Source organism: Kocuria sp. CNJ-770, from assembly GCF_001942375.1.
In the GTDB taxonomy this organism is placed as follows: domain Bacteria; phylum Actinomycetota; class Actinomycetes; order Actinomycetales; family Micrococcaceae; genus Kocuria; species Kocuria oceani.
In genome coordinates, this window is record NZ_MKJW01000089.1 from 65,626 (window position 1) to 88,870 (window position 23,245).

Here is a 23,245-nt window from a genome sequence, read left to right on the forward strand (position 1 = left end):
GGCCGCGCCGCCGGGGACTCCGGCACCGTGGCCCCGTGCCGGGCGGCTCAGCTGAAGGCCGAGATCCCGGTGATGTCCCGGCCCACGAGCAGCGCCTGGATGAAGTCGGTGCCCTCGTAGGTGGAGACGACCTCCATGTCCGTCATGTGCCGGACGACGTGGTTCTCCAGCAGCAGCCCGTTGCCGGCGAGCAGGTCGCGGGCCTCGTTGCAGATCCACTTGCCCTTCTGCGCGGTGGCCATCTTCACCATCGAGGCCTGCGCGTTGGACAGCTGCCCCCGGTCGGCGAGCTCGGCCATCCGGTTGCACAGCAGCTGCATGGCGGTGAGCTCGCTGAGCATGTTCGCCAGCCGGGACTGCACGAGCTGGTAGCTGCCGATCGCGTGGCCGAACTGCTTGCGGCGGGAGGCGTAGTCGGCGGCGATCTCGAACGCGGCCATCGCGTGGCCCACGGCCTCCCAGGCGGCGCCGCCGCGGGTGGCCTGCAGCACGCGGGAGACGTCCTTGAAGGACCGGCAGTGCTCCAGCCGGTTGGCCGCGGGCACCCGCAGGCCCTCCAGCACGATGTCGGCCTGCTGGATCGCCCGCTTGCCGACCTTGCCGGTGATGACCTCGGGCCGGTAGCCGGCCGGGTGCTCGCCGGCGTCGGTCTTCTCGACGACGAAGGCGTTGACCTTCCCGTCCTCGGTGCTGCGCGCGAACAGCACGACGACGTCGGCCGCGTGCCCGTTGCCGATCCAGCGCTTGTGCCCGTCGATCACCCAGCAGTCCCCGTCCCGGCGGGCGGTGGTCTCCAGGGCCACCGAGTCGGAGCCGTGCTCGGGCTCGGTGAGGGCGAACGCCCCGGTCTTCTCCAGCCGGGCCATGGCCGGCAGCCAGCGGTCCTTCTGCTCCTCGGACCCGAGCATGTTCAGCGCGCCCATGCACAGGTTGCCGTGCACGCCCAGGAACGTGTTGATGCTGCCGTCCACCCGCGCCATCTCGCGGGCGACCATCCCGGCGGCTTTCCGGCTCATCCCCGGGCAGCCGTGGCCCTGGATGGTGGTGCCGATGATGCCCAGCTCGGCCAGGCCGGGCAGCAGCTCCCACGGGAACTCGGCACGCTCCCAGTAGTCGTTGATCAGGGGCAGCACCTGCTGCTCGGCGAAGGCGCGCACGCGGTCGCGCACGGCGATCTCCTCGGGGCTGAGGTCGTCGTCGAGCCGGAAGTAGTCGGAGGTCGCGGTGCCGGCGGGAACGGCCTCCGGGGACGCGGTCGAGGGAGCGCTGGAGGTGGTGGTCATGGTCGGTCCTTTCGTCGGCGGGTCGCAGGACCCGCGGTGGTGGGAAGGGGCGGGGGCGCCGGGGCCGGCTCAGGGCCCCGGGTGACCCGCAGCAGCAGGAGCAGGCCCAGGGCGGCCACGGCGAGCGCGGGAAAGACGAACAGGGAGGCGCCGGTGGCCCAGGCCAGGGAGACCGCGGAGTAGCCGGCGGCCATGGAGAGGAAGCGGATCATGTTGTGGATGCCCACGGCGGCGCCGGAGCGGCCGGCGGGCGAGAGGACGAGCTCCGTGGCCGCCGCGCTCTGGGCGAGGGCGATGCCGATCCCGGCGAGCACGAGGCCCAGCACCACCAGGGACACGACCACCCAGCGGGCCACGCCCAGTCCGGAGGTCGCCATGGCCACGGTGACCACGGGGGCGGCCAGCACGACCAGCGCGACGCCGCGGCCCAGCTGCACCCGGCTGCCCAGCCGCCGGCCGATCCGCGCGGCGGCGGGGCCGGTGGCCGTCATCGCGAGCGCGAGCGTGAAGACCACGACGCCGATCTGCGCCGGGCCCAGCCGCAGCTCGGCGCCGAGGAACAGCGGCACGGCCACGATGGCCACCGCCAGGGTCCCCATGGCCAGCCCCGCCCCGGCCGCGGCCGTGAGGTAGGCCGGGTCCCGCAGCAGGGCGGGGTCCAGCAGGGGCCGGGGCGCCGTGCCGTCCGCCGCCGACCGGCGGGCCCGGCGCCGGGAGAGGTGGGCGAACAGCCACCAGCCGAGCACCGCGCAGGCCGCGAGCAGCGCCACCGCGGTCCACGGGCCGGTCTGCCCGGCCAGCAGCACGGCGGTGGCCGTGGAGCCGCCGCCCACCACGAGCCAGGCCATCGCGGCCACGTGCATGGGCGGGCGGCGCCGCCCGACCCTCGGCATGGACGCCGCGAGCAGGGCCATCAGCACGAGCACCAGCCGGCGTGCACGAGGAAGACCCAGCGCCAGCCCAGCGCCTCGGTGAGGAGCCCGCCGAAGGGCGGCCCCACGGCCTGGCCCACGCCGATGGCCGAGGCCCACGCGCCCATGGTCTGCGCCGTGCGCTCCGGCCAGGTGCTGACGAGGGCGGCCTGCACGCACGGCGGGATCGCGCTGCACGCCGCGCCCTGCACCGCGCGGGCGGAGACCAGGGTCTCCAGGCCGGTGGCCGAGGCCGCCGTGAGCTCCGCGAGCACCATCACCCCGAGCGCTGCGATGAGGAAGACCTTCACCCCGAGCCGGTCGCCGAGCCAGCCGGCCAGCGGCACCGCCGTGGCCATGGCGATCGTGAAGGCGCTCACGGCCAGGACGGACTGCTGGGCCGTCATGCCCAGATCCGTGCGGATCACCCACAGCGGGGCGTTGATGACGTTCGAGGACATGGTCCCCAGCGCGGTGGTGGCCAGCAGCGCCGGATAGGCGATCCGCCCCGCGCCCCGTCCGGGCCCCGCCGCGGCGCTCATGCACGTGCGGTCACGGAGCCCGGCGCCGGGGCGGGATCCGGCGCCGGCCCGCGCCCCGTCCCCGGGGCCGGCCCGGACTCCCGGACCGCTGCGGCCCGCTGCTCCGGTTCCCGGGCCGGCTCCGATCCCGGGGACGGTGCTGGGCCGCGCTCCGGGTCCGGGTCCGCCCCGGAGGACCGCTCCGAATCCTGCTCCGGGTCCGGGACGACCAGGCCCTCCAGGACCGTGCGCACCCCCTCCGGCAGCGGCACGGACCGTCCGGTGGCCGGGTCCGTCTGCACGAGCACGGTGCGGGCCCGGGCCGCGGCCCGGCCGTGCTGGCGCAGCTCGTAGGCCACGGTGTAGGAGGAGCGGCCGAGCCGGGCCACCCAGACGTGGGCGGTGAGCTCCGGGCCGTGGTCGATGGGCCGCAGGTAGTCCAGGGACAGGGACACCACCACCCGGGGGCGGGCGGGGTCCGGGACGCCGTCCTCCCCCAGCCAGGCGGCGACGGCCGAGAGCCGGGCCTCCTCGATCAGGGTCACCACGCGGGCGTTGTTGACGTGCCGGTTGAGGTCCTGGTCGGACCAGCGCACGGGCAGCACGGTGCGGTGCACGGCGCTCATGACGCCTCCCGGACCGCGGGCCGCCCGCGCTCGAGCCAGGCCAGGACCCGGTCCCGGTCGCCGTCGAGCCGCGGCGGGGCCTGCGTGTAGTCGACCGGGGTGCGGCTGAACTCCACCGGGTGGCGGACCGTGGGGATCTCGCGGTCCCCGGACCCGGCGAGGACCACCGGGTCCAGGCCGAGCCCCTCCGCGAACCGGACGCCCTCGTCCACCCCGAGGATCGGGGCGCAGGGCACCTGCACGGCCTTGAGCCGCTCGAACCAGTCCTCGGCGTCCCGGGCAGCGAGCCGCTCGATCATCAGCCGGCGCAGCTCCACCCGGTTCGCGTTGCGCGCGGACACCGTGCGGAACCGCTCGTCCTCGGCCAGCTCCGGGGCCCCGAGGCACCGGCAGAGCCGGGCGAACTGCCCGTTGTTGCCCACGGCGATGACGATGTCCTTGTCCCGGGCGGGGAACGGCTCGTAGGGGTAGAGGCTGGGGTGCTCGTTGCCCATCCGGGTGGGCACGCTGCCGCCGGCCACGTAGGCGGCGGACTGGTTGACCAGCCCGGACAGGGCCGAGGTGAGCAGGTTCAGCTCCACGTGCTGGCCCGCACCGGAGGCCTGGCGCTCGTGGAAGGCGCCCAGGATGCCGGTGGCCGCGTGCAGGCCCGTGATGACGTCGAACAGGGCCACGCCGGCCCGGTACGGCTCACCGTCCTGGCTGCCGGTGAGGCTCATCATCCCGGAGAGGGCCTGGGCCAGCAGGTCGTAGCCGGGCAGGTCCGCGCCGCCGGCGGTGCCGAAGCCGGTGATCGAGGCGTAGACGAGGTCCGGGCGCCACGCGCTGACGCTCTCGTAGTCGAGGCCGTAGCGGGCCAGCCCGCCGGGCTTGAAGTTCTCCACGAGGATGTCCGCCCGGGCGACGATCTGCTCCACGACCTGGAGCTGCTCCGGGTCGGCGAAGTCCAGGGCGATCGAGTGCTTGTTCCGGTTGACCGAGAGGAAGAAGGTGCTCTCCCCGTCCCGGTGCGGCGGCACCCACGCACGGGCGTCGTCCCCGGCGGTGGACTCCACCTTGATCACGGTGGCGCCCATGTCCGCCAGGAGCATGGTGCAGTAGGGCCCGGCGAGCACCCGGCTGAGGTCCGCGACCACCACCCCGGCGAGCGGGCCGGTGCCGGGGCGGCCGAAGGTCTCCTGCAGGACGCGCAGGTCCTCGAACTGGCTCATGTCGTCTCTCCTCGTGGTTCGGTGGGTGCGGCGCGCGGGTGGCGCTCAGCCGGCGTACTCGTACCAGCCGCGGCCGGTCTTGCGGCCGTAGCGGCCCTGCTCGTAGAGCTTCTGCACGGAGGGGTGCGGCAGGTCCGCGGGGTCCCCGCTCTGCTCGTGCTCGGACAGGCGGATCAGGTAGGACACGTCGATGCCCACCAGGTCCATGAGCTCGAAGGGGCCCATCGGGTGGCCCAGGGCGGTGCGAGCGGCCACGTCGATGTCCTCGAAGCTGGCCACGCCGTCGGCCTCCAGCCGCAGCGCCTCGTCCCGCAGGGCCCCCAGCAGGCGGTTGGCCACGAAGCCGGGCACCTCCTGGTTGAGCCGCACCGGCTGCTTGCCGAGCCGGCGGGCCAGTTCGAGGGTGGTCTCCACGGTCGCGTCCGAGGTCAGCGGGTTGCGCACCACCTCGACGCAGGCCATGACCAGCGCCGGGTTGAAGAAGTGCATGTTGCACACCCGGTCCCCGCGCCCGGTGGCGTCCATCAGCAGGGAGGAGGGGATGGTGGAGGAGTTGGTCGCCAGGATCGCGTGCTCGGGGGCGGCCTCGTCCAGGTCGGCGAAGAGCTGCCGCTTGATGTCCAGCCGCTCCACGGCGGCCTCGAGCACGAAGTCGGCGGTGCGGGCGGCCTCCAGTGAGTCGGTGGTGTAGGCCATCCGGGCCAGGGCGGCGTCGACCTCCTCGCGGCTGCGGCGGCCCTTCTCGGCGAGCCGGTCGAGGCGGCGGTGCACCTCGTCCCGGGACCGCTCGAGGGCGGCGGGGTCGAGGTCGCTGGTGGTGACGGGATAGCCGGCCAGGGCGAAGACCGCCCCGATCTGGGTGCCCATGGCCCCGGATCCCACCACGAGGACGTCGTGGACGGCGTCGATGCTCGGCTGGGGGTTCATGGTGGCTCCTTCGAGAGGCCGCGCGGGGCCTCGGGTGGTGGATCGTGGTCGGTGGGTTCGGCCGTGGTGCCGGCCGTGGGGTGTCTCAGGCGTCGCGGAAGCGCGCGGGCCGCTTCTCCAGGAAGGCGCTCGCGCCCTCGGCCTTCTCGTCGGCGGCGTAGAGCAGGGACTGGGCCAGGCGCTCCAGCAGCAGCCCGGTGCGCTGGTCCGTCTCGGCGCCGCCGCGCACCACGAGCTTGGCCAGGCGCACGGCCAGCGGCCCCTTGGCCAGGATCGTGCCCGCGGTGCCGAGCGCGGCGTCGAGCAGCTCCTCGGGGGGCACCACGCTGGTGACCAGGCCGATCCGCAGGGCCTCCTCGGCGTCGATGATCCGGCCGGTGAGGATCATCTCCTGGGCCCGGCCCAGGCCCACGAGCCGGGAGAGCCGCTGGGTGCCTCCGGCGCCCGGGAGGATGCCGAGGCCGGCCTCGGGCAGCCCGAACCGGGCGCGGTCGGCGGCGATCCGGATGTCGCAGGACATCGCCAGCTCGTTGCCCCCGCCCAGGGCCACGCCGTTGACGGCGGCGATCGTGGGCAGCTCGAGGTCCTGGATCCGGTCCCAGAGGCGCTGCATCCGGGCCCGCAGCCCGTCCTGCAGCGTGTAGCCGACCAGCTGGGAGATGTCCGCGCCGGCCACGAAGGACTTCTCCCCCGCGCCGGTGAAGACGACCGCGTCGACGTCGGCCCGCCGCTCGCACGCGTCGAGGGCGGCCTCGATCCCGTCCAGCACCCCGAGGTTCAGGGCGTTGCGCACGTCGGGCCGGGTCACGGTGACGACGGCGACGCGGCCCCGCAGCTCGACGACGACGGTGCCCGTCCCCGTCTCGATGCCGGCGTCCGTGCCGGTGCTGGTGTCCGCTCCGGTGCCCGTGGTGGTGTCCGCGGCCGGGTCGGCGCCGGTGGTCGTGCCGGTGGTGGTGTCCGCGGCTGGGTCGGCGCCGGTGGTCGTGCCGGCGTCCGTGCCGGTGGTGGTGTCCGCGTCCGTGCCGGTGGTCGTGTCCGTGGTGGTCTCGCTCATGGCTGGTCCTTCCGGTCAGGCGTTCGCGGTCGCGGGCGCATCGGCCCGGGCCGCAGGGGCGTCGTCGTCGGTGGGCCCGGTCCTCACGGTGAGGAAGGTCAGCAGCACGCTCCCGGCCACGAGGGCCAGGCCGACGACGGCGGTGAGCGGGGTGGGCAGGAAGAGCAGGAACCCGCCGACGGCCGCGGCGACCCGGAACAGCGCGGGCATCCGGCGGTCGAAGCCGACCGTCCAGCCCTCGATCGCCGAGGCCAGGGCGTAGACGCCCACGAAGCTCAGCGCGAAGGCCAGCAGGATTCGCCCGGGCGAGTCCTGGGCGACCAGCGCCGGGTTGAGGGCGAAGCCGAACGGGACGATGTACTTCACCGCGCCCAGCTTCATGGCCGCCACGCTGGTGGCCATGGCGGGGGCCTTGGCCAGGCCCGCCGCGGCGAAGGCGGCCAGGCCCACGGGCGGGGTGATGTAGGAGACGGACGCCCAGTAGATGACGAACAGGTGCGCCGCGAGCGGGTTCACCCCGAGGTCGATCACCGCCGGGACCATGACGATCGCCAGGAACACGTAGGCGGCGGAGATCGTCATGCCCATCCCGAGGACGAAGCAGGTGACCGCGCCGGCGATGAGGATGAGCATCACGTTGTCGCCGACCAGCGAGACCAGCTCGCGGGCCAGGGACAGGCTCACGCCGGTAGCGGTGAGCCCGCCGACGATCAGGCCCACTCCGGCGATGATCCCGATGATGTTGCCCAGCGTCCGGCCGGAGTCGACCAGGAAGTCGGTGAACTCCCGCAGGCCGAACGTCTGGCCCGGGCGCAGGACGGCCACCACGAGCAGCACCAGGATCACCCAGTAGGGCACCTGCGCCTCGGAGCCGGTGAGGAACAGCATCCCGGTGAGCAGGGCCAGCGCCAGGACGTAGGGCCAGCCCTGCACCAGGGTGGCGAGGGTCCGGGGCAGCATGCTCACGGGCACGCCCTTCAGCCCCTTGCGGGCCGCGTACCCGTCGACCTGCAGGTAGATGCCCAGGAAGTACAGGACGGCGGGGATGGTGGCGGCCACCAGGATCTCCGTGTAGGGCACCCCCACGAAGGAGACCATCAGGAAGGCCGCGGTGCCCATGATCGGCGGGGTGATGGACCCGCCGGAGGAGGCCGTGGCCTCGATCCCGCCGGCGTAGGTGGGGCTGAACCCGGAGCGCTTCATGGCCGGGATGGTCATGGGCCCGGTGGTCAGCACGTTGGACACCGCGCTGCCGCTCATCATGCCCATCGCGGCGCTGCTGGCCACGGACACCTTGGCGGAGCCGCCGCGGTAGCGGCCGAAGATCGACATCGACAGGTTGTGGAAGAAGTCCGCGCCGCCGGTGTGCTGCAGGGCCACGCCGAAGACCAGGAAGCCCACGAGGATGGTCGCCGCGGTCTGGATCGGCAGGCCCAGCACGCCCTCGGCGCCCATGATGTGCACCTGCGCCAGCGTGGGCAGGTCGTAGGTCACGCCCTGCAGCACCCCGATCGGCAGGTTCTCGGCGACCAGCGGATAGAGCGAGAAGAGCAGGGCGATCACGGTGACCACCGTCCCGCCGGTGCGGCGCAGGGCCTCCAGGACCACGAGCCACAGCACGAAGGCTGCCACCGTGGCCGTGGTCGGCGCCATGAACTCCCAGCCGAAGTTCTTGATCCGGGTGCCGTTGACCGCGAAGTACACGCACACCGCCGCCGCGACCACCATGAGCAGCACGTCGTACCAGCGGACCGGGGACTCGTGCGGCACGGGTGCGTCGTCGTCGTCCCGGCCGGCCCCGACCTTCGCGGCCAGGGGCACCTTGCGCAGCGGGTTGACGATGAACACGACCGGCAGGAAGGCGGCCAGGATCAGATAGAGGTAGGAGTTGGTGAGCAGGGACAGCCCGCCCACGTTCCAGAAGAAGACCTGGTTCATGGCCAGCAGCACGCCCAGGACGGTCAGCACGATCACGGCGGCCCGCCACGGGGTCGTCACCCGGGTGTCAGTTCTCATCGTCGGTCCCCTCGGTCGGCTCGGTGTCCAGCTCGGTCTTCTTCCACTCCGCCCAGTCCTGCGCGAGCGTCTCCTCCGAGGAGGACTCGACGACGCCGGGCCACCCCTCCCGCATCCGCTCGCCGCGCTCGACGAGCTCCTGGTTCTTCCGCTCGAGCTCCTCGGTCCACACGCCGCGCTCCTCGAAGTAGCGCACGGTGCCCTCGTGGAACGGGACCACGAGAGGCTCCTTCAGGACGGCGTCGAAGGAGAACCGGTGGGTGTCCGGGGTGGTGGTCCCGTAGCGCTCGTAGTGCTCCACCATCGACTTCACGAGGTGGTAGACCTCGTCGGCGTCCCGGGAGGCCAGGGTGGTGAGCGGGATCGTGTACTCGAGCACGCGGGCGCTCTCCCCCTTCTCCATCCCGGCGCCGTCGGTGACCTCGCCGACCGAGACCATGGGCATGAGCTCCTCCCAGGTCTCGTAGCGGGCCGGGTCCGGGTCGTCGAAGCCCAGCCACTTCACGTCGTGCGTGGAGGCGAGCTCGTCGATGTTGGAGCCCACCACGTTCTGGTACAGGGCGTCGATCTGCCCGGCCTCCAGAGCGGCGATCTGCTCGCCGTAGGAGACGGGGACCTTCTGCACGTCCTCCCGGTCAGGCCGCCGTAGTTGAGGAAGCCTCCATCTTGTTGTTGATCGAGGTGTTGGCGGTCAGCTCCGGGAACCGCTTGCCCTCCAGGTCGGCGAAGGAGTCGATCCCGCTGTCCTCGCGCACCAGCAGGCCGTAGTTGCCCAGCGGCGCCCACACCATCCGGAGGTCCTGGGGCCCCCACTCCGGGCTGGCGTACTCGTAGTCGCCCTCGAAGGCGTAGTAGTACTCGTCCCCGGCCCGGGAGTAGTCCACGGTGCCGTTGACCAGCGGGGCCAGCCGGCCGATGCCGGTGTCCGCGGTCATCAGGCGCACCTGCACGCCCTCCTCGTTGGTGAGCGTGTTCGCGATCGCCGCGAGGTCGTTGTACGTGCCGGTGCCCACGTTGTAGGTGGACCACACCAGCTGCTGCGGCAGCCCGTTGGGGCCCACCGGCTCCTCCCCGACGGCGGCGCCGCAGCCGGTCAGGCCCAGCAGGGCGACGGCGCCCAGGGCGGCGAACCGTGTTCTCGTTGTCCTCATGACGGCCTTTCGTCGTGCGGTGGGGGCGCTCAGCGCCCGGAGAAGGAGGGCTCGCGCCGCTCGAGGAAGGCCTGCTTGCCCTCCCGGAAGTCGGCGGTCCCGAAGAGCGCGGGCTGGTGCTCCCGCTCGAAGGCGAGGGCCGCCCCGAGGGAGCCGGAGGACTCCCGCAGGCCCCGCTTGAGCGCGGCGACCGCCAGCGGCGCCCGCTGCGCGAGGTCCTGTGCGGCGGCGATCGCGGCGTCCAGCACGCCGGGATCCGCCACCACGCGGTCGGCGAGCCCGGCGGCCAGGGCGTCCCGCGCACCCACCGGCGCGCCCTCGAGCAGGACCGCCCGGGCCCGCCCGGGACCCACGCGCTGGGCCAGCGAGTGCACCAGGCCCCCGTCGGGAACCAGCCCGAGGCGGGTGAAGGGGAACAGGAACCGGGCGGACTCCCCGGCCACCACGACGTCGCAGAGGCACACGAGGCCGACGGCCACACCGGCGGCGGGTCCGCTCACCGCGGCGACGACGGGCTTGTCCAGCGCGGCCAGCTGCCGCACGAGGCCCGCGATCTCCGCCATCCGGCCGGCCGCCTCCGCGGGGCCGGCCGGGGGCATCGAGGCGAGGTCCCCGCCGCCGCTGAAGCAGCCGCCCGCGCCGGTGAGCACCACGGCGCCCACCGCGGGGTCCACCGCGAGCTCCGCCAGGACGGCGCGCAGCCGGTCGCGCAGCTCGGCACCGAGCACGTTGCGGCGGCGCTCGTCGTCCAGGGTCACGACGGCCACGGCGCCGGCACGCTCGACGCGCACCTGCGGCGGGGCCTCGAGGGCGGTGGAGTGCGGCTCCGGCACGGGGGTCCTCCGAACGTCGGGGTGTAGTGCACATCACATTTGCAGACCCACTGTGAAACCTCAAATACCTAATCCGTGCCCAAGTGATACCTATGAAGGAAATATCGGGAAGTGGGTGTTGCCCCCGTCACACGTACGACATCCTCGACAGAGGCACCCGCCGCACACCCGCACCCCAGGAGGACCCATGACCGCCGCCGCGACCGATCTGCTCAACGTCGACGCGGACCTCGGCCCCGAGGAGCTCGAGACCCGCGACAGCGTCCGCGAGTTCGTGGACCGCCGGATCCGCCCGAACATCGCCGGGTGGTACGCCGACGCCGTCTTCCCGCAGGAGATCGTGCCCGAGATGGCGCAGCTGGGTCTGCTGGGCATGCACATCCAGGGCTACGGGTGCGCGGGGAGGTCCGCGGTGCAGTACGGCATCGCGATGCAGGAGCTCGAGGCCGGGGACTCCGGGCTGCGCACGTTCGTCTCCGTGCAGGGCTCGCTCGCGATGTCCGCGATCGCCAAGCACGGCTCCGAGGAGCAGAAGCAGCGCTGGCTGCCCGGCATGGCCGCCGGCGAGATCATCGGCTGCTTCGGGCTCACCGAGCCCACCGCCGGCTCCGACCCCTCCACGATGGCGACCACCGCGGTGCGCGAGGGCGACGAGTGGGTGCTCAACGGCGCCAAGCGCTGGATCGGCCTGGCCTCCATCGCCCACGTGGCCGTGATCTGGGCCAAGGCCGTGGACGAGAGCGGGAAGGCGCGGGTCCGGGGCTTCCTGGTGCCCACCGGCACCCCCGGGTTCACGGCCGTCCCGATCGAGCCGAAGCTGTCGATGCGCGCCTCCATCCAGTGCGACATCACCCTCGAGGACGTGCGGCTCCCGGCCGACGCGCTCCTGCCGGAGAACCCCGGGCTGCGGGGCCCCTTCTCCTGCCTCAACGAGGCCCGCTACGGCATCGTGTGGGGCGCCCTGGGCGCCGCGCGCGACAGCTTCGAGGCCGCCCTGGCCTACGCGCAGCAGCGCATCCAGTTCGACAAGCCCCTGGCGGCCTACCAGCTCTCCCAGCAGAAGCTGGTGAACATGGCCCTGGAGATCCAGAAGGGACAGCTGCTGGCCCTGCGCATCGGACGGCTCAAGGACGAGGGCCGGCTGGAGAACCACATGATCTCCGCGGGCAAGCTCAACAACTGCCGGGTGGCGATCGAGGTGTGCCGGGAGGCCCGGACGATGCTGGGCGGCAACGGGGTCACCCTCGACCACTCCCCGCTGCGGCACGCCAACAACCTGGAGTCCGTGCGCACCTACGAGGGCACCGACGAGGTGCACACCCTGATCCTGGGCCAGCACCTGACCGGGCACGCGGCCTTCCGCTGAGCACCCGCCGCCGGGCGGACTGACGAAGATCACACCGGAAGCCCTGGGAGGCCCCGGGGACGCACGCGTAGCATCGAGAGTTCCGCCACTCCGTCGCGGGCTCGATGACGCGCTCGTCGCCCGAACCGCCGCCCTCCGGAAGGTCCCTCCGTGTCCGCACCCCGCACCGCTCTGCTCCAGGTGGTCAACGCCCCCGGTCCCGCCGGCACCCGCCTCGCGCTCTTCGCCCTGGCCATGGGCGGATTCGGCGTGGGCACCACCGAGTTCGCCTCGATGGGCCTGCTGCCCTTCATCGCCGAGGACCTCGGCGCCTCGATCCCGGCCGTGGGCCAGTCCATCTCCCTCTACGCGCTGGGCGTGGTGGTGGGCGCACCGCTGATCACGGCGCTCGCCGCCCGGGTGGAGCGCAAGACGCTGCTGCTGGGGCTGATGCTCACGTTCGTCGTGGGCAACGGGCTCTCCGCGGCCGCGCCCTCCCTCGAGTGGCTGTTCGTGGCCCGGTTCCTCTCCGGGCTGCCGCACGGGGCCTACTTCGGGGTGGCCGCGGTGGTGGCCTCCTCCCTGGTGGCGCGCGATCGGCGCGGCACCGCGGTGGCCCGGGTGATGCTCGGACTGACGATCGCCAACATCGTGGGCGTGCCGTTCGCGGCGGCCCTCGGAGGGGCCCTGGGCTGGCGCTCCGCCTATCTGCTGGTGGTGCTGCTGGGCGCCCTGACCGTGGCGGCGCTGGCCCTCTGGGTCCCGCGCACGCGCAACGAGGGCATGGCCTCCCCGGCCCAGGAGATCCGGGCCCTGGCCCGCCCGCAGGTGGCCCTGACGCTGCTGGCCGGCTCCGTGGGCTTCGGCGGGATGTTCGCGGTCTACACCTACATCTCCCCCACCCTCACCGAGCTCTCCGGCCTGGACATCGGCACCGTCCCGTGGGTGCTGGCCGTGTTCGGCGTGGGCATGACCGTGGGCTCCCTGCTGGCCGGCCCGCTGGTGGACCGCTCGATCGAGAGGACCGCCCTGGGCGCCGGCGCCGTCTCGGGGCTCGCCCTGGCCTTCTTCGCGCTGTTCGTCCACGTCCCGGCGGCGGCCGTGATCGGCGCGCTGTGGATCGGCATCATGGGCTCGATCTTCACGACCTCCCTGCAGGTGCGCCTGCTGCGCGAGGCCAAGGACGCCCCCTCCCTCACCGCCGCCATGAACCACGCGGCCTTCAACCTGGCCAACGCCGTGGGCGCCTTCCTCGGCGGGGCCGTGATCTCCGCCGGGTGGGGCTACCGCGCCCGGCCGGGGTGGGCGTGGGCCTGGCCCTGGCCGGGCTGCTCATCCTCTCCTACGCCGTCCAGCGGCGCCGGCAGCAGTCGCTCCCGGCGGGCTGAGCCCCGCGCTCCGCCCTCGGAAGCCCGTGCCTCCCGTCCCTGGATCGACCGGGGCCGGGCGCACCACGACACAGCTGAGACACAGCTTGCACAGGAGCTGCGCCTACGCTGGTGGCGCAGAGTGGGACCGTCACCGCCGTCCGCCCGGAACCGGGAGCCCGCCATGTCCTACGCCTCCAGCTTCACCGTCCTCACCGAGGTCCTGCCCCGCCTGACCCACCCGGACGGCTCGCCCATCCGCGCCCTGGTCGTGGACGACGAGCCCGCCCTGGCCGACCTCGTGGCCATGGGCGTGGGCATGTGCGGCTGGGAGGCGAGGATCTCCCACGAGGGCTACGACGCCGTGACCCAGGCCCGGGAGTTCGCCCCGGACGTGCTGGTGCTGGACCGGATGCTGCCGGGACTCGACGGGCTGCAGGTCCTGTCGAGGATCCGCCAGTCCTTCCCGGAGGTGCCGGTGCTGTTCCTCACGGCCAAGGACAGCGTCGAGGACCGGATCGAGGGGCTGGCCTCGGGCGGGGACGACTACGTGACCAAGCCCTTCTCGATCGAGGAGGTGCTGATCCGGCTGCACCGGCTGGTCCAGCGCTCCGGCGCCGCCGCCCAGGACAGCGCCACCCTGGTGGTGGGCGACCTCGTGCTGAACATCGACAGCCGCGAGGTCACCCGGGCCGGCGCGCCGGTCGAGCTGACGGCCACGCAGTTCGAGCTGCTGCGCTACCTGATGGAGAACCCGCGCCGGGTGCTGTCCAAGGCGCAGATCCTGGACGCGGTGTGGCACTACGACTTCTCGGGGCAGGCCAACATCGTGGAGCTCTACATCTCCTATCTGCGCAAGCGGATCGACGCCGGCCGGGCCCCGATGATCCACACCGTGCGCGGGGCCGGCTACGTCATCAAGCCCGCCCCCTGATGGCGGCCGGCCACCGCACCGCACCGGCCCCCCGCCGCCGCCTGGCCACCCGGCTGATCGCCGGCGTCCTGACGATCCTGGCGGTGGTGCTGCTCGTGCTCGGCGCGACCATCGTGGAGCTGACCCGCCAGGACCTCGCCGAACGGCTCGACGGGTCCCTGCGCCAGGCCACCGGCCGCGCGATCACCTTCACCCGCCCCGACGGGCCCCAGGACCGGGATCCGCTCGACGCCCCCGGTCAGCCGGTGGGCGTGCTGGTGGTGGCCGCCCAGGAGGGCGAGCTGAGCGCGGCGTCCTACCGGGCCGAGTCCGGGGAGGCCGAGCCGCTGCCCGAGGCGGACGTCGAGGCCCTGCGCACGGCGGGCGCCTTCGAGGCCGAGACCCCGGACGAGCGCGGCTTCGGGGACCGGGCCCGCTCCGTGGGCACGGAGCAGGGCCGGCTGACCACGGTGGAGCTGTCGGTGGGCGAGTACCGGGTGGAGTCGGTCGCCCGGACCCGCAGGGGCACCGAGCAGGTGCTCGTGGTCGGGCTGCCCACCGCGTCCGTGGACGAGACCGTCGGAGAGCTGGTGGCCACCATGGCCGGCGGCAGCGTCCTGGCGCTGCTGACCACGGCGGTGGCCGGCACGGTGGTGGTGCGCCGGTCGCTGCGGCCGCTGGAGCAGGTCTCGGCCGCGGCCGCCCGCGTCGCCCGCCTGCCCCTGGCCTCCGGGGAGGTGTCGCTGGCCGACCAGCAGGTGCCGCGGGGCCTGGCCGAGCCCGGCACCGAGGTCGGGGAGGTCGGCCACGCCCTGAACAGCCTGCTGGACAACGTCGACTCCGCCCTGGCCGCCCGCCAGCGCTCCGAGACCCGGCTGCGCCGGTTCGTCGCCGACGCCTCCCACGAGCTGCGCACCCCCCTGGCCGCGGTGCGCGGCTACACCGACATGCTCCGGCTGACCGAGCCTCTCACGGACAACGGCCGGGCGTCCCTGACCCGGGTCGAGCAGCAGACCCTGCGGATGACCGCCCTGGTGGAGGACCTGCTGCTGCTCGCCCGCCTGGACGAGGGCCGGCCCCCGCAGCTGCGTGAGACCGACCTGGCCGAGCTCATGGCCGAGGCCCTCACCGACGCCTCCGCCGCCGGGCCCGACCACCGCTGGTTCCTGGACGTCCCCTCCGGGCCCGTGCCGGTGCGCGCCGACGCCGCCCAGCTGGGCCAGGTGCTGGCCAACCTGCTCTCCAACGCCCGCAAGCACACCCCGGCCGGCACCGCGGTCACCGCCACGGTCAGCACCACCGACGACGGGTGGGCCCGGGCCGGCGTGCTCGACGAGGGCCCGGGCATCCCGGCGGCGTTCCAGGACCAGCTCTTCGAGCGCTTCAGCCGCCTGGACAACTCCCGCACCTCCCGGGAGGGCAGCACCGGACTGGGTCTGTCCATCGTCCGCTCCGTGGTCACCGCCCACGGCGGGGACGTCACCGTGGACTCCCGCCCCGGCCGCACCCTCTTCACCGTCCGCCTGCCGCTGCACATCGCCTGACCCGCGTCCGCCGGTCGACGTCGTCGACGTGCTCGCCGATCCGGCGGCCCGGCCGGCACTGCCCGCCGAGAACATCCGGCGCCGGCCACCCGGGCGGGGACGGCCGATGGGCGACCCCGCCGTGACTCGCCGGCCCCACCGCCCGGGCCTGGCTCACCGCCCGGAGCGGACCCGCGCCCGGGGGCCAGGACGCGGCCGCGCGCGGCGCCGGCCACCCGGGCGACGACGCGCTCGAGCGGACCCCGCCCGTAGGCGCGCTGCCACGCCACCGCGAACAGGGCGGCGACGCCGGCGTGGATGAGGAACCACAGCAGGGGCACCTCGTAGTGCAGCATGGCGGCCAGGGCCAGCAGGTGCGCCGTGTAGAGGGTCAGGGTCATGGAGCCCATGGCGCTCAGGGGCAGCAGCCACGCTCCGATGACGCGCGCGAGCAGGAGCAGGCCCCCCAGCACGGCCGCGCCGGAGCCGAGGTCGTACAGCAGGGCCACCGGTGTGTTCGTGTGCGGACCGGGGATCAGCAGCCACCACCACGACGTGTCGGGCAGGACGGGGTCGGGGCCCCAGACGATGATCTCGTCGATCCCGTCCTCACCCAGCCAGGGGGTGGAGCTCATCAGCCGGTCGTAGCCGCCGGACCGGAGGATCAGCACCCAGTAGACCAGCCACGCCCCCACGGCCAGGACCAGGCCGGCCCCGAGCAGCCGGGCCTGGACGTGCAGCGACCGCAGGTTGAGCCGGCCGATGCCCATTCCCGCGAGCAGGTAGGTCAGGTACGGGACCGCGGGGTAGGTGCCGGTGAGCAGCACCTGGGAGAGCACGGTCCCGGGGTCGGACAGCACCCCGGTGAGGGTGGGGTTGTAGGTCTCCTGCGCGGGGAGCACGCCCCGCAGCGCCTGCATCAGCACGGGCCCGGCCACGGCAGCCACCCCGGCGAGGACGAACAGGGTCCGGACGGGCAGGTGCAGGAACGGGACGGTTAGCAGGAAGAACATCCCGTAGTACAGCAGGATGTCGTAGGCGGGCGGGTCCTCCGGCATCACCTGGTTGACGAGCAGCCCGAGCGCGGTGACAAGCACGGCGCGGACGAGCAGCCCCGCGCGGTCGCCGGTCATCGCCCGGCCCCGGTGGGGCGTGCGCCCGCCGGAGGAGAAGCCCAGGCCCACCCCGGCGAGCAGGGCGAACAGGGCGGCGGCCCGACCGGCGAACAGCTGCCACTGGAGGGTGGGCTCGTAGGTCTCGGGGTTCCAGGCGGGCAGGATGTGGATCGACATCATCCCGATCAGGGCCAGCCCCCGTGCGGCGTCCACCCCCACGAGCCGCGGCTTCCGGAGCAGGGGCAGCCCCGGCCCCTCTGCTGACGGCGGCGCCCCGGGGACAGGGTGGTGGACGTTGGCCATGCTGGTGCGTTCCTTCGGTCGGACGTACCGGCGGGTGCGGCCCGCCGGCCCGGGCCCTCGGGCCCTCGTCCTCCATCCGACCAGGCACGATTGTGCCGCCGTTGTGGCGATCCTGTGCCGCGGTTGTCGAGGCGGCCGGCCCGGACGGGCCGGTGCGCCGGCCTACCGCCGCGCCGACTTCTCCAGCCCGCTGACCAGCAGCACCGCGCAGGTGGACCAGATGGCTCCGGCCGGGCCCAGCGGCGCCGCGACCAGCCCGGCCAGCAGGGGCATGGCCACCTGCCCCACCCGGTTGCCGACGAGCCGGACCGCCAGGGCCGAGCCCCGCCACGCGGACGGCACCGCGGTGGACACCAGCGTCATGGTGATCGGCTGACCCAGCCCCAGGCAGAACCCGCCCACGAACAGGCACAGCGCCGCCAGCCACGGCACGGTGATCACCAGGGGAGGCGCGGCCAGGGCCAGGCCGGCGCCGTAGAGGCTCACCAGCAGCAGGGCCCTCCGGGACATGCGGTGGGCGAGCCACGGCAGCAGCACGCGGGAGAGGATCGACGCGCCGCCGCGCACGGCCAGGAGCACGCCCACCCACGCCGGGGAGATCCCCGCCCGCTCCCCCACCAGCGGCAGGAACGCGGTGAGGATGTCGAGCATCGCCAGCAGGGCCAGCGAGGCCAGCATGTGGGACGGGATCCCCGGCACCCGCAGGATCCGCACCATCGAGGCCCGCGGCACCGGGTCCTCGACCACCTCCAGCTCCCCGGTGGCGGGACCGGGCGCGGCGTCGTCGGGCCGGGCCCGGCCGCGTTCCGCGCCCGTTGCGCGCAGGCGCAGGAGCATCAGCGGCACCACGAGCAGGGACAGGCCGGCCCCGATCCACAGCGACAGGGTGATGTCGGCGACCCGCTGGGGGGAGGCGACGTCGCTGCCCGTGCCCAGCAGCAGGCCGGCCAGCAGCGGGCCCAGCAGCTGCCCTGCGGAGAACGCGGCGGTGAACCAGCCGAAGCCCTTGTCCAGCTGGTCCTCCGGGGAGAACCGGGCGACCGCGGACTGCCCCGCGATGGTGAACAGCAGGTGCCCCATCCCCAGCAGGGCGCTCGCCGCGGCGACCAGGGCCACCGTGGGAGCCACCGCCAGGCCCATGGCCCCAAGGGCCAGGACCAGGCGCCGGCGATCACCATGGTCCGCAGGTCCCGCACCCGGTCGGTCATCCGCCCCAGCCACATCGCGGTGGCCAGGGGCAGCACCGCGTAGGCGGCCGTGACCAGCCCGACCGTCACCGAGTCGGCGTCCAGGGCGAGCAGCTTGTAGGTGGTGACGGGCCGGACCAGGTTCAGCGCGGTCTGCGTGAGCAGAGCACCGGCCACGAGGAACCACAGCCAGGCCCCGGAGCGCGGCCCCGAGGACGCCGGCATCCCTCAGTCGCGCCGGGGCTTGACCGCGATCACCGGGGCGCTGGCCTCGAGCAGGATCTGCTGGGCCGCGCTGCCGAGCAGCAGCTTGCCCACGGGGCTGCGGTGCTTCACGCCGATCACCACGGCGGAGGCGTCCACCTGCTCGGCGGCGTCGAGCAGCTCGCCCACGGCGTCCCGGTTGCGGGCGTCGGGCGTGCGGAAGGTGACCGGCACGCCGTCGAGCTCGCTGCCCTCGGGGTCGAGCTGGGCGCCCTCGAGGTTGAAGACCAGCAGGTCCTCCTGGCGGCGCCGGGCCTCCTCGATGGAGGCCGCGAGCGCGGCCCCGCCCTCGGGGGTGCTGGTACGGGCAACGACGACGGTCATGGGGGCCTCCGTGGTGGGTGGGGTGGACGGACAGAGCGAGGTCCACCCTACGGCCGAACCTGTGACGCGCATCTCTCCGGGCGTGAGCAGAATGCGCAGAACCTGCACAACGATCAGTACGCACGAAAGCGCGATCAACGCCGGCCACGTGACGGGGGTCACTTATCGTCGGGTGAGCGGCTCGTCCAGAGCCCCGTGTTCCCCATCCTCGACCAAGGACAGTTGATCCCGTGAGTTCACCACCAGATCAGACCCGGTCCGGCACCCGCCGCAAGCACCCGGTCGTCATGGCCGTCTACGGCATCGTGGCCGCCGCAGTGATCGGCCTGGCCGCCTTCTTCTCCTTCCAGTCCGCGACCGCGGGCTCGGACATCCGCTCGAACCTGACGCTCATCGCCCCGGCCGGTGCCGGCGGCGGCTGGGACACCTTCATGCGGGAGCAGCAGCAGGCGATGCGGGCCAACAGCCTGGTGAACAACACCCAGGTGGTCAACATCCCGGGCGCGGCGGGCACCATCGGCCTGGGCCAGCTCTCCACCATGGAGGGCCAGGCGAACACCCTGATGGTCACCGGCGCCGGGCTCGTCGCCGGGGTGGCGCAGCTGGACTCCGCCGTGACGCACGACGACGTGCGCCCGATCGCCCGGGTGGTCGAGGAGTACGACGTCGTCGTGGTCCCCGCCGACTCGCCCTACGAGACGATCGACGAGCTCGTGCAGGCCTGGCGGGCGAACCCGGCCGAGGTGGCCTGGACCGGGGGCGGCACCTTCGACCAGCTCGTGATGACCGAGCTCGCGCTCGCGGCCGGCATCGAGCCGTCCGAGACCACCTACATCCCCAAGTCCGGCGGCGGCGAGGCCACCCAGGCGCTGATCACCGGCACCGCGGACGCGGCGACCTCCGGCTACATGGACGTCGCGGACCAGATCGAGGCCGGCCGCCTCAAGGCCCTGGGCATGGCCGCCCCGGAGCGCCTGGAGGGCGTGGAGATCCCGACCCTCACCGAGCAGGGATACGAGGTGGACCTGGCGAACTGGCGCGCGGTGCTGGCCCCGCCGGGGATTACCGACGAGGAGTTCGCCGAGCTGCGCACGCTGCTCGAGGAGTCCGTGGCCACCCCGGAGTGGCAGAAGGCCATCGAGCGCAACAAGTGGACCGAGGTGTATCTCGCGGGCGAGGAGTTCGACGAGTTCCTGGCCTCGGAGCAGGAGCGCATCGCCATGCTGGTAGAGGAGATCTCCTGATGAGCACCCCCACGTCCTCGCACACCGCCGCGGCGGGAGAGCACCAGACCGGCACGCAGCCCCCGTGGGCCGGGCCGGAGACGCAGAAGTCCTGGTGGAGCGGGCGCAGCGGCCTCGTGGTGCCCGCGGTGGTGGCCGCGTTCAGCACCTACCTGCTGGTCGGCACCCTGACCATGGAGATCCCGGAGGCACGGACTTCCCCGGCCCCACCTTCTACCCGCTGATCCTGGTGGCCGCCGGCTACGTGCTGTCCGCGCTGCTGGTGCTCCACTACCTGCGCCACCCCGAGCACCCGGAGGAGCTCTCGGCGCGCACCTGGCGGACCCACTCGGACTGGTCCGCGGTGCTGTGGTGCGCGGGCGGCTTCCTGGCCTTCGCGCTCAGCATCGAGCTGCTCGGCTGGATCCTCGCCGCCGCGCTGCTCTTCTGGGCCGTGGCCCGTGGCTTCGGCAGCCGCCGGACCCTCTTCGATATCTCGCTCGCCCTGCTCGTGAGCAGCGCGATCTACCTGGCATTCACGGTCGGCCTGGGACTGAGCCTCCCGTCCGGCCTCCTGGGAGGCGGTTTCTGACATGGACGCACTCAACCTGTTGATGGACGGGTTCGCCGGCGCGCTGACGCCGATGAACCTCCTGTGGGTCGTGGTGGGCTGTCTGCTCGGCACCGCGGTGGGCGTGCTGCCCGGCCTGGGCTCCTCGATGGCCGTGGCCCTGCTGCTGCCCATGACGTTCGCCCTGGACCCCACCGCGGCGTTCATCCTCTTCGCCGGCGTCTACTTCGGCGGCCTGTTCGGCGACTCGACCATGGCCATCCTGATGAACACCCCGGGGCAGGGCTCCGCGATCGCCTCCACGTTCGAGGGCCACAAGATGGCCAAGGACGGCCGGGCCCCGCAGGCCCTGGCCACCGCCGCGATCGGCGCGTTCATCGGCGGCATGGTCGCCTCCGTGGTCGTGGTCTTCCTGGCGCCCCGGCTCGCCGACTTCTCCGCGAACTTCGGCCCGGCCGAGTACTTCGCCCTGGCCCTGTTCGCCTTCGTCGCGACCTCCTCGGTGGTCTCCGACTCCGTGCCCAAGGGCCTGGCGTCCCTGGTGCTGGGCCTGGGCATCGCAACGGTGGGCATCGACGCGATCTCCGGCTCGGAGCGCTTCACCTACGGCTCCCCGAACCTGTTCGACGGGATCTCCCTGGTCACCGTCTCCGTGGCGGTCCTGGCCCTGGGCGAGGTGCTGCACGTGGCCTCCCGGATCCGGCGCGACCCCGCGGCCCACGAGATGAAGTTCAGCGGGCGCCCGTTCCTGTCCCGGGCCGAGCTGAAGGAGGCCGCCCCGGCCTGGGCCCGCGGCACCGCCATCGGCCTGCCCTTCGGCGTCATCCCGGTCGGCGGCGCCGAGGTCCCGACCTTCATGTCCTACGACCTCGAGCGGCGCATCGACCGCCGCCGCCCGAACCCGATGTTCGGCAAGGGCGCCATCCGTGGCCTGGCCGCCCCGGAGGCCGCCGGCAACGCCACCACCGGCACCGCCATGGGCGCGCTGCTGGCCCTGGGCCTGCCGGTCTCGGCGACCGCGGCGATCATGCTCGCGGCGTTCCAGCAGTACGGCCTGCAGCCGGGCCCGCTGCTGTTCGACCGCGCACCCGAGCTCGTCTGGGCCCTGCTGGCCAGCTTCTTCATCGCCATGGTCGTGCTGCTGGTCATCAACCTGCCCTTCGCCCGGTACTGGGCCAAGCTGCTGCTGATCCCCAGCCAGTACCTGTACGCCGGCATCATGGTGTTCTGCGGCCTGGGCATCTACGCGACCTCGGGCGCGATCTTCGACCTGCTGCTGCTGCTGGGCCTGGGCGTGCTGGGCTTCGTCATGCGCCGCCACGGCGTGCCGGTGGCCCCGCTGCTGATCGGCATGGTCCTGGGGCCGCTGGCCGAGACGAGCATGCGCGACGCCCTGCTCTCCTCCAACGGCGACTACTCGATCTTCGTGACCGGGCCCATCCCGCTGGTGCTCTACGGCCTGCTGTTCGTCGTGCTGGCGCTGACCGTGCGCTCCAAGATCGTGAACCGGTCCCGCCGGGACGTGTGACCGCCCCGGCACCCGCCCCTCCCACCGCCGCCGCCCGCGTGCCCCGCACGCGGGCGGCGGCGCGCTGTGCGGCACCCGTGGTGCCCCCACAACGGCGTCTGGCGGCCGGGCACGGGCGGGGAGGCTGGAGGGCGGCCATTCCGCCCTCCAGGATCGGAGCTCCCCGTGCCCGACCGACGACGCCCGAGCACGCCGCTCCCGCCGCGCGGACCCGCCGCGGGAGCGGCGGCGCTGACCGCGCTGCTCCTGATCACCGGATGCGCCGCGGAGCCGGGGGCCGGCACCGCCACGGACGCCGGGGCGGTCGCGGCGGAGCCCACGCTCGCCGACGACCTCGAGCAGCTCGCCCTCGGCGTGCCCGGCGAGCTCGGCCTCGTCCTGCTGGGCCCGGACGGGAACGAGCTGGCGTCCCGTGCCGCCGACCGCCCGTTCACGAGCGCCAGCTTCTACAAGCTCTTCGTCGCCCACGCCGTGCTCGAGCGCGTGGACCGGGGCGAGCTCGCCCTCGACGACCCGGTGCCGGGCAGCGCGCTGACCGTGGGGACCGCGCTGGCCGCGATGATCAGCTGGTCGGACAACCCCTCGGGCGCCGCCCTGGGCCGGTGGCTCGGCTGGGCCGAGCTGGAGGAGTTCGCGCACGGGCACGGCTTCCCGGCGACGACCTTCGACCCGGACACCGGGGACGCGGACCGGGTGGCCATGACGACCACCCCGGCCGACGTCGCGGCGCTGCTGGAGCGCCTGCGCCGCGGCGAGCTGCTGTCCCCCGCCTCCACCGCCCTCTTCCGGCAGCTGCTGGAGGACCAGCAGCTGGACTACGCCCTGCCCTCCGGGTTCTCGCCGGGCACGGCCTTCGCGCACAAGACCGGCCTGCTCGAGGACGTCTCCCACGACGCGGGCCTGCTCACCCTGGACGGCCGGGAGCACGTCGTCGTGGTGATGACGGACGGCTGGGCCGGCTACGAGGACTCCCGGCCCTGGTACCGGGACACGGGTGCCGCCCTCGAGACGTGGCTGCTCGACCCCGCCCGCGCCTGACCTCCCCC

Annotated in this window: 21 protein-coding genes and 2 pseudogenes; 9 read left to right on the plus strand and 14 right to left on the minus strand. The window is 73.5% G+C overall.

Annotation, left to right across the window (positions count from 1 at the left end; all coding sequences use genetic code 11):
* Positions 1-47: 47 nt before the first annotated feature.
* The 11 genes from BJF77_RS08380 to BJF77_RS08425 form a co-directional block, all read right to left on the minus strand.
* Positions 48-1,283, minus strand: a complete 1,236-nt coding sequence (locus BJF77_RS08380; protein ID WP_075871861.1) for an acyl-CoA dehydrogenase family protein — start codon at positions 1,281-1,283, stop codon at positions 48-50.
* Positions 1,280-2,209 carry an MFS transporter gene (locus BJF77_RS08385; protein WP_075871862.1) on the minus strand — a complete coding sequence of 310 codons (930 nt, stop codon included), beginning with the start codon at positions 2,207-2,209 and terminating at the stop codon, positions 1,280-1,282. The genes BJF77_RS08380 and BJF77_RS08385 overlap by 4 nt, the downstream gene beginning before the upstream one ends.
* Positions 2,197-2,736, minus strand: a complete 540-nt coding sequence (locus BJF77_RS08390; protein WP_075871863.1) for an MFS transporter — start codon at positions 2,734-2,736, stop codon at positions 2,197-2,199. The genes BJF77_RS08385 and BJF77_RS08390 overlap by 13 nt, the downstream gene beginning before the upstream one ends.
* Positions 2,733-3,341 (minus strand): thioesterase family protein, encoded by a 609-nt coding sequence (locus tag BJF77_RS08395; protein WP_075871864.1) that lies wholly within the window; start codon positions 3,339-3,341, stop codon positions 2,733-2,735. The genes BJF77_RS08390 and BJF77_RS08395 overlap by 4 nt, the downstream gene beginning before the upstream one ends.
* On the minus strand, positions 3,338-4,552 hold the full coding sequence (locus BJF77_RS08400; RefSeq protein ID WP_075871865.1) for a CaiB/BaiF CoA-transferase family protein: 1,215 nt from the start codon (positions 4,550-4,552) through the stop codon (positions 3,338-3,340). Before BJF77_RS08400 ends, BJF77_RS08395 begins: the two co-directional genes overlap by 4 nt.
* A 45-nt stretch (positions 4,553-4,597) precedes the next feature.
* On the minus strand, positions 4,598-5,479 hold the full coding sequence (locus tag BJF77_RS08405) for a 3-hydroxyacyl-CoA dehydrogenase family protein (protein ID WP_075871866.1): 882 nt from the start codon (positions 5,477-5,479) through the stop codon (positions 4,598-4,600).
* Between the two features lie 85 nt (positions 5,480-5,564).
* Complete coding sequence (locus tag BJF77_RS08410) at positions 5,565-6,536, minus strand: enoyl-CoA hydratase/isomerase family protein (RefSeq protein ID WP_255396188.1); 972 nt, start codon at positions 6,534-6,536, stop codon at positions 5,565-5,567.
* Positions 6,537-6,551: 15 nt separating this feature from the next.
* Positions 6,552-8,552, minus strand: coding sequence for a TRAP transporter permease (locus tag BJF77_RS08415; protein WP_255396189.1), 2,001 nt, complete (start codon positions 8,550-8,552; stop codon positions 6,552-6,554).
* Entirely contained in the window at positions 8,542-9,177 is a 636-nt protein-coding gene (locus tag BJF77_RS21570) for a TAXI family TRAP transporter solute-binding subunit (protein WP_255396190.1), read from the minus strand. Before BJF77_RS21570 ends, BJF77_RS08415 begins: the two co-directional genes overlap by 11 nt.
* 10 nt (positions 9,178-9,187) lie before the next feature.
* The gene (locus BJF77_RS21575; protein WP_255396191.1) at positions 9,188-9,703 is read right to left on the minus strand and encodes a TAXI family TRAP transporter solute-binding subunit; all 516 of its coding nucleotides are present in this window, start codon (positions 9,701-9,703) and stop codon (positions 9,188-9,190) included.
* A 29-nt stretch (positions 9,704-9,732) separates the two neighbouring features.
* On the minus strand, positions 9,733-10,536 hold the full coding sequence (locus BJF77_RS08425; protein WP_053004745.1) for an enoyl-CoA hydratase/isomerase family protein: 804 nt from the start codon (positions 10,534-10,536) through the stop codon (positions 9,733-9,735).
* Between the two features lie 187 nt (positions 10,537-10,723).
* On the opposite strand from BJF77_RS08425, the gene BJF77_RS08430 reads away from it, so the two are divergent.
* From BJF77_RS08430 to BJF77_RS08445, 4 genes and pseudogenes are all read left to right on the plus strand, one after another.
* On the plus strand, positions 10,724-11,902 hold the full coding sequence (locus BJF77_RS08430) for an acyl-CoA dehydrogenase family protein (protein WP_075871868.1): 1,179 nt from the start codon (positions 10,724-10,726) through the stop codon (positions 11,900-11,902).
* Positions 11,903-12,175: 273 nt separating this feature from the next.
* A pseudogene (locus BJF77_RS08435) lies at positions 12,176-13,069 on the plus strand (MFS transporter); the annotation flags it as partial.
* Positions 13,070-13,432: 363 nt separating this feature from the next.
* Positions 13,433-14,182: a response regulator transcription factor gene (locus BJF77_RS08440; protein WP_075871869.1), complete on the plus strand. Its 750-nt coding sequence runs from the start codon at positions 13,433-13,435 to the stop codon at positions 14,180-14,182.
* Entirely contained in the window at positions 14,182-15,705 is a 1,524-nt protein-coding gene (locus tag BJF77_RS08445; protein ID WP_075871870.1) for a HAMP domain-containing sensor histidine kinase, read from the plus strand. Before BJF77_RS08440 ends, BJF77_RS08445 begins: the two co-directional genes overlap by 1 nt.
* Positions 15,706-16,430: 725 nt before the next feature.
* Here BJF77_RS08445 and BJF77_RS21580 read toward each other — a convergent pair.
* From BJF77_RS21580 to BJF77_RS08460, 3 genes and pseudogenes are all read right to left on the minus strand, one after another.
* Positions 16,431-17,102, minus strand: a pseudogene (locus BJF77_RS21580) (heparan-alpha-glucosaminide N-acetyltransferase domain-containing protein); the annotation flags it as partial.
* Between the two features lie 162 nt (positions 17,103-17,264).
* Complete coding sequence (locus tag BJF77_RS08455; protein ID WP_255396192.1) at positions 17,265-18,242, minus strand: MFS transporter; 978 nt, start codon at positions 18,240-18,242, stop codon at positions 17,265-17,267.
* 275 nt (positions 18,243-18,517) lie between these two features.
* Positions 18,518-18,877: a universal stress protein gene (locus BJF77_RS08460; protein WP_075871871.1), complete on the minus strand. Its 360-nt coding sequence runs from the start codon at positions 18,875-18,877 to the stop codon at positions 18,518-18,520.
* Positions 18,878-19,164: 287 nt separating this feature from the next.
* On the opposite strand from BJF77_RS08460, the gene BJF77_RS08465 reads away from it, so the two are divergent.
* The 5 genes from BJF77_RS08465 to BJF77_RS08480 all read left to right on the plus strand — a co-directional run bounded on the left by BJF77_RS08465 (position 19,165) and on the right by BJF77_RS08480 (position 23,237).
* Positions 19,165-20,121: a tripartite tricarboxylate transporter substrate binding protein gene (locus tag BJF77_RS08465; RefSeq protein WP_047802297.1), complete on the plus strand. Its 957-nt coding sequence runs from the start codon at positions 19,165-19,167 to the stop codon at positions 20,119-20,121.
* Positions 20,121-20,345: a hypothetical protein gene (locus BJF77_RS22580; protein WP_369821378.1), complete on the plus strand. Its 225-nt coding sequence runs from the start codon at positions 20,121-20,123 to the stop codon at positions 20,343-20,345. Before BJF77_RS08465 ends, BJF77_RS22580 begins: the two co-directional genes overlap by 1 nt.
* Positions 20,346-20,350: 5 nt before the next feature.
* A complete protein-coding gene (locus BJF77_RS22585; RefSeq protein ID WP_369821379.1) occupies positions 20,351-20,692 on the plus strand; it encodes a tripartite tricarboxylate transporter TctB family protein in 342 nt (113 codons plus the stop codon).
* Position 20,693: 1 nt separating this feature from the next.
* Positions 20,694-22,199, plus strand: coding sequence for a tripartite tricarboxylate transporter permease (locus BJF77_RS08475; protein WP_075871872.1), 1,506 nt, complete (start codon positions 20,694-20,696; stop codon positions 22,197-22,199).
* 165 nt (positions 22,200-22,364) lie between these two features.
* Positions 22,365-23,237 (plus strand): serine hydrolase, encoded by an 873-nt coding sequence (locus BJF77_RS08480; protein WP_075871873.1) that lies wholly within the window; start codon positions 22,365-22,367, stop codon positions 23,235-23,237.
* Positions 23,238-23,245: the final 8 nt, after the last annotated feature.

Coding starts and splice junctions, on each gene's coding strand:
- BJF77_RS08455 (WP_255396192.1), bottom strand. CDS start 18,242: ATGGGCCTGGCGGTGGCTCCCACGGTGGCCCTGGTCGCCGCGGCGAGC.
- BJF77_RS21575 (WP_255396191.1), bottom strand. CDS start 9,703: ATGAGGACAACGAGAACACGGTTCGCCGCCCTGGGCGCCGTCGCCCTG.
- BJF77_RS08390 (WP_075871863.1), bottom strand. CDS start 2,736: ATGAGCGCCGCGGCGGGGCCCGGACGGGGCGCGGGGCGGATCGCCTAT.
- BJF77_RS08460 (WP_075871871.1), bottom strand. CDS start 18,877: ATGACCGTCGTCGTTGCCCGTACCAGCACCCCCGAGGGCGGGGCCGCG.
- BJF77_RS08400 (WP_075871865.1), bottom strand. CDS start 4,552: ATGAGCCAGTTCGAGGACCTGCGCGTCCTGCAGGAGACCTTCGGCCGC.
- BJF77_RS08405 (WP_075871866.1), bottom strand. CDS start 5,479: ATGAACCCCCAGCCGAGCATCGACGCCGTCCACGACGTCCTCGTGGTG.
- BJF77_RS08465 (WP_047802297.1), top strand. CDS start 19,165: ATGGCCGTCTACGGCATCGTGGCCGCCGCAGTGATCGGCCTGGCCGCC.
- BJF77_RS08415 (WP_255396189.1), bottom strand. CDS start 8,552: ATGAGAACTGACACCCGGGTGACGACCCCGTGGCGGGCCGCCGTGATC.
- BJF77_RS08430 (WP_075871868.1), top strand. CDS start 10,724: ATGACCGCCGCCGCGACCGATCTGCTCAACGTCGACGCGGACCTCGGC.
- BJF77_RS22580 (WP_369821378.1), top strand. CDS start 20,121: ATGAGCACCCCCACGTCCTCGCACACCGCCGCGGCGGGAGAGCACCAG.
- BJF77_RS08440 (WP_075871869.1), top strand. CDS start 13,433: ATGTCCTACGCCTCCAGCTTCACCGTCCTCACCGAGGTCCTGCCCCGC.
- BJF77_RS08445 (WP_075871870.1), top strand. CDS start 14,182: ATGGCGGCCGGCCACCGCACCGCACCGGCCCCCCGCCGCCGCCTGGCC.
- BJF77_RS08475 (WP_075871872.1), top strand. CDS start 20,694: ATGGACGCACTCAACCTGTTGATGGACGGGTTCGCCGGCGCGCTGACG.
- BJF77_RS08380 (WP_075871861.1), bottom strand. CDS start 1,283: ATGACCACCACCTCCAGCGCTCCCTCGACCGCGTCCCCGGAGGCCGTT.
- BJF77_RS08395 (WP_075871864.1), bottom strand. CDS start 3,341: ATGAGCGCCGTGCACCGCACCGTGCTGCCCGTGCGCTGGTCCGACCAG.
- BJF77_RS08410 (WP_255396188.1), bottom strand. CDS start 6,536: ATGAGCGAGACCACCACGGACACGACCACCGGCACGGACGCGGACACC.